5 protein-coding genes are annotated in these 3,966 nt (G+C 64.5%); 1 reads left to right on the top strand and 4 read right to left on the bottom strand.

Translation table 11 applies throughout. The features are described from left to right. Positions 1 to 439, top strand: a 439-nt coding sequence (locus tag ACR2JI_RS03690) for a phosphate signaling complex PhoU family protein (RefSeq protein ID WP_526388148.1), incomplete at its 5' end; no start/stop codon positions are given. Here ACR2JI_RS03690 and pstB read toward each other — a convergent pair. The 4 genes from pstB to pstS all read right to left on the bottom strand — a co-directional run. Next, positions 436 to 1,212: a phosphate ABC transporter ATP-binding protein PstB gene (gene pstB, locus ACR2JI_RS03685; protein ID WP_526388146.1), complete on the bottom strand. Its 777-nt coding sequence runs from the start codon at positions 1,210 to 1,212 to the stop codon at positions 436 to 438. The genes ACR2JI_RS03690 and pstB overlap by 4 nt on opposite strands. Positions 1,213 to 1,220: 8 nt before the next feature. Further along, entirely contained in the window at positions 1,221 to 2,135 is a 915-nt protein-coding gene (gene pstA, locus ACR2JI_RS03680) for a phosphate ABC transporter permease PstA (protein WP_526388144.1), read from the bottom strand. After that, the gene (gene pstC / locus ACR2JI_RS03675) at positions 2,132 to 3,163 is read right to left on the bottom strand and encodes a phosphate ABC transporter permease subunit PstC (protein WP_526388142.1); all 1,032 of its coding nucleotides are present in this window, start codon (positions 3,161 to 3,163) and stop codon (positions 2,132 to 2,134) included. Before pstC ends, pstA begins: the two co-directional genes overlap by 4 nt. Positions 3,164 to 3,226: 63 nt before the next feature. After that, on the bottom strand, positions 3,227 to 3,966 hold a 740-nt coding region (gene pstS, locus ACR2JI_RS03670), incomplete at its 5' end, for a phosphate ABC transporter substrate-binding protein PstS (protein ID WP_526388140.1).

Raw genomic sequence — 3,966 nt, 5'->3', positions numbered from 1 at the left:
CCTGCGGGCGATCGTCAGCTCCATCCAGATCGTGGCCGACGTCGAGCGGATGGGCGCCCTGGCGCTTCATGTCGCCAAGATTGCTCGCCGCCGCCATCCCCAGCATGCGCTGCCCGAAGAGGTCAACGGCTACTTCGCCGAAATGGGCCGTGTTGCAGTCGATCTGGCCGACAGTGCCAGAGAGGTTCTCGTCTCCCGGGATCCGGAGAAGGCCCGCCGCATCCGTCAGGATGACGATGCCATGGACGATCTGCACCGGCACCTGTTCAGCGTCATGATGGACCGCGAGTGGAGGCACGGCGTGGCCGCCGCCGTCGACGTGACGCTACTGGGGCGGTTCTACGAGCGCTTCGCCGATCACGCCGTGGAGATCTCGCGGCGGGTCATCTTCCAGGTCACCGGCCAGCTGCCGGTGGACGACGAAGTACCGACCAGCTAGCCGAACCGGCCGGAGATGTAGTCCTCGGTCGCCCGCTGGCTGGGGTTGGAGAAGATTTTGCCGGTGTCGTCGACCTCGATGAGCTTGCCGGGCTTCCCGGTGGCCTCGAGGTTGAAGAACGCGGTCTGATCGCTGACTCGGGCGGCCTGCTGCATGTTGTGGGTGACGATCACGATGGTGAACTCCCGCTTGAGTTCGGCGATCAGATCCTCCACCGCCAGCGTAGAGATCGGGTCCAGCGCCGAGCAGGGCTCGTCCATCAGCAGGACGTCCGGCTGGACGGCAATGGCACGAGCGATGCACAGCCGCTGCTGCTGGCCACCGGAGAGTCCGCCACCGGGTTTGTCGAGGCGATCCTTGACCTCATTCCACAGGTTCGCGCCCCGCAGTGACCGCTCCGCAGTCTCATCGAGCAACTTCCGGTTGCGCATACCCTGCAGCTTGAGGCCGGCCACCACATTGTCGCGAATCGACATGGTGGGGAAAGGGTTCGGCCGCTGGAACACCATCCCGATGGTCTTGCGCACCGAAACCGGATCTATACCGGGGCCGTAGATGTCCTCGCCGTCGAGCAGCACCGAGCCCTCGACCCGGGCACCGGGAATCACCTCGTGCATCCGATTGAGCGTCCGCAGCACGGTGGACTTGCCACAGCCGGAGGGACCGATGAACGCCGTGACGCTGCGCGGCGGGATGGACAGTGTCACATCGGCAACAGCGTGGAAGGCGCCGTAGTAGATGTTGACGTCTTTCAGATCAAGCCTCTTGGCCACGGGTTACCCTAAACCTTCTTGGGAGAGAAGAACTTTGCCAGGAAACGCGCGCCGATATTGAGCAACGCGATGAGCACTATGAGCGTCAGCGCCGCACCCCAGAGCCGGTCGGTGGGAACGGGGTTGGCACCCGCCCCGGCCGAGGTCTGGTCGTACATCATGCCGGGCAGAGAGCCCATGAATCCGCTGAACATGTCGAAGTTCATCGCCTGTGAGTACCCGACCAGAATCAGCAGGGGTGCGGTCTCGCCCATGACACGGGCCAGTGCGAGCATGATTCCGGTGACGATGCCGGAGAGCGCGGTGGGGATGACGATGCGCAGGATGGTCTTCCATTTCGGCACACCCAGCGCATAGCTTGCCTCCCGGAGGTCCATCGGGACGATCCGGAGCATCTCCTCGGTGGAGCGCACGATCACCGGAATCATCAACAGCACCAGGGCCAGTGAGACAGCGAAACCGGAGCGCGGAAAACCCAGCGTCGCCACCCACAGCGCGTAGATGAACAGAGCGGCCACGATCGAGGGCACCCCGGTGAGAATGTCCACCATGAACGTGGTGACTTTGCCGAGTCGGGTTCCGCCGCCGTATTCGACCAGGTAGATACCGACGAACACACCGATTGGGATCGAGATCAATGCGCAGATCGCGCCTTGCAGAAGGGTGCCCACCAGGGCGTGATAGACACCGCCGCCGGCGGCGAAGGCAGTCATACCGGCCTGCGAATTGGTCCACCAGGTCGAGTCCAGCACCGCGTTGGCGCCCTTGCTGATCACCGAGTAGAGCACCCAGATCAGGGGGATGATGGCAACCAGTACCGACAGCGTGACCAGTACGGTCGCAGCGGTGTTCGTCAGCTTGCGCCGCGCGCTGATGGGACGGAAAGTAGCCGTCTTGACCGGCGACTGCAGAGTCGATGTCATGCTCGTCCCCGCCCAGCGACTGCGGCGCGGGCCGCCGAGTTCACCACGAACGTCAGCACGAATAGCACCAGTCCGGCTGCGATATAGGCGCCCGCCTTGTATTGGTCATTGAATTCCGATGCGGCAGCGGCGATCTTGCTCGCGAAGGTGTAGCCGGCGTCGAACACCGACCAGCCGAACGCCTTCTGAGTGCCGCGCAGGATGATCAGCAGCGCGATGGTCTCACCGAGTGCTCGGCCCAGTCCGAGCATGGCGCCGCTGATGTATCCCGACAGGCCGAACGGCAGCACGGTAGTCCTGACCACCTCCCACCGGGTCGCCCCCAACGCCAGGGCCGCCTCGATCTGACCGAGCGGCGTCTGGGCGAACACCTCCCTTGCCACCGCGGTGATGATCGGCAGGATCATCACCGCCAGCACGATGCCGGCGGTGAAGATGGTGCCGCCGCCGGCCACCGATGCGTTACCGCTTGCGAACAGGAACATCCAGCCGAGGTGAGCGTTGAGCCACATCGCCACCGGTTTGATCACCGGCGCCAGCACGTAGAGCCCCCACACGCCGTAGATGATCGAGGGCACCGCCGCCAGCAGATCGACCATGTACCCCAGTGGACCACCGACACGCCGTGGCGCGTACTGGGTCAAAAAGATCGCGATACCCAATGCGATCGGCATGGCAAGGACGAGCGCGAACAATGAGACGAACACCGTCACCTGAAGCAGATCGAGAATTCCGAATTGCATGTTTGCGGTGTCGGTGGTGACCCAGTTTCCGCCGTAGGTGAAGAAATTCGCCTCGTTGCGGGCCAGTGCCGGAATCGCTCGCCAGAGCAGGAACAGGCCGATGGCGACGATGAGCGCGATGATGAGGACGCCCGAACCCTCCGCGAGGCTGCGGAAGACCCGATCCCCGAGTCGCACCTTCGTGCGACCCGAGGGATCGGTCGGGATGGCCGGAGATTCCGGGATCGGAGCGGCGATCACCTCGGCGGAACCCGCCGTCACCGGATCAGGCCCTTCTTCGGTCACATATGTCCCATCAGTGATGTTGCGCTCTATCGTCACCGTGATCGGCCCCCTGCACCAGCCTACTTACTGGATTGCGGCGACGGCGGTCAGAAGTCGCGACTTGAACGCGTCCGGCAGGGCGATGTAGCCCGCCGCCGACAGTCCGGCCTGGCCGTCATTGGCCGCGACCGTCATGAACGACTTGACCGCAGCGGCGGTCTCGGCGTCATACCCCTTCGAGCAGACGATCTCGTAGGTCGCCAGCACCAGCGGGTAGGCACCCGGGGCGGTGGTGCCGTAGATCGAGTTGAGGTCCAGCGCCAGATCGTTGCCGTCGGCGGCGAACTTTGCGCCCGCGATGGCCGTGGCAGCCGTCTCATCGGTCAGGGCCACCGCACCGGCACCGGTGTCGATTGCGGCCATCGGCAGGTTTGCCTGCGAGGCGAAGCCCTTCTCGACGTAACCGATGGCACCCGGGGTCGCCTGCACGGCCTGAACAATGCCGGCCGACTTCTGCGCACCCTCACCGGCGCCGCCCTGGAATTCCTTGCCGGCACCCTTGGTCCAGCTCTGCGGTGCGGCGGTGGTCAGGTACTTCTGGAAGTTGTCGGTGGTACCCGAGGAGTCCGACCGGTAGATCGGGGTGATCTTGGTGTCGGGCAGGGTCGCGCCGCTGTTGAGGGCAGCGATGGCCGGGTCGTTCCAGTTGGTGATTGCACCGGTGAAGATCTTGGCGAGCACATCACCGCTGACGGCCACGTTGTCGACGCCGGGCAGGTTGTAGGCCAGCGCCACCGGGCCGAAGACCAGCGGGAGGTTCCAGG

Origin of the sequence: Mycobacterium sp. (genome assembly GCF_051006775.1) — a bacterium.
Lineage (GTDB): Bacteria > Actinomycetota > Actinomycetes > Mycobacteriales > Mycobacteriaceae > Mycobacterium.
Note: the sequence above shows the minus strand (reverse complement) of the source record. Positions and strands in the feature narration are given on the sequence as shown.

Excerpts from the sequence above, each read along its gene's own strand:
- pstA (WP_526388144.1), bottom strand. The coding sequence starts at position 2,135 with ATGACATCGACTCTGCAGTCGCCGGTCAAGACGGCTACTTTCCGTCCC.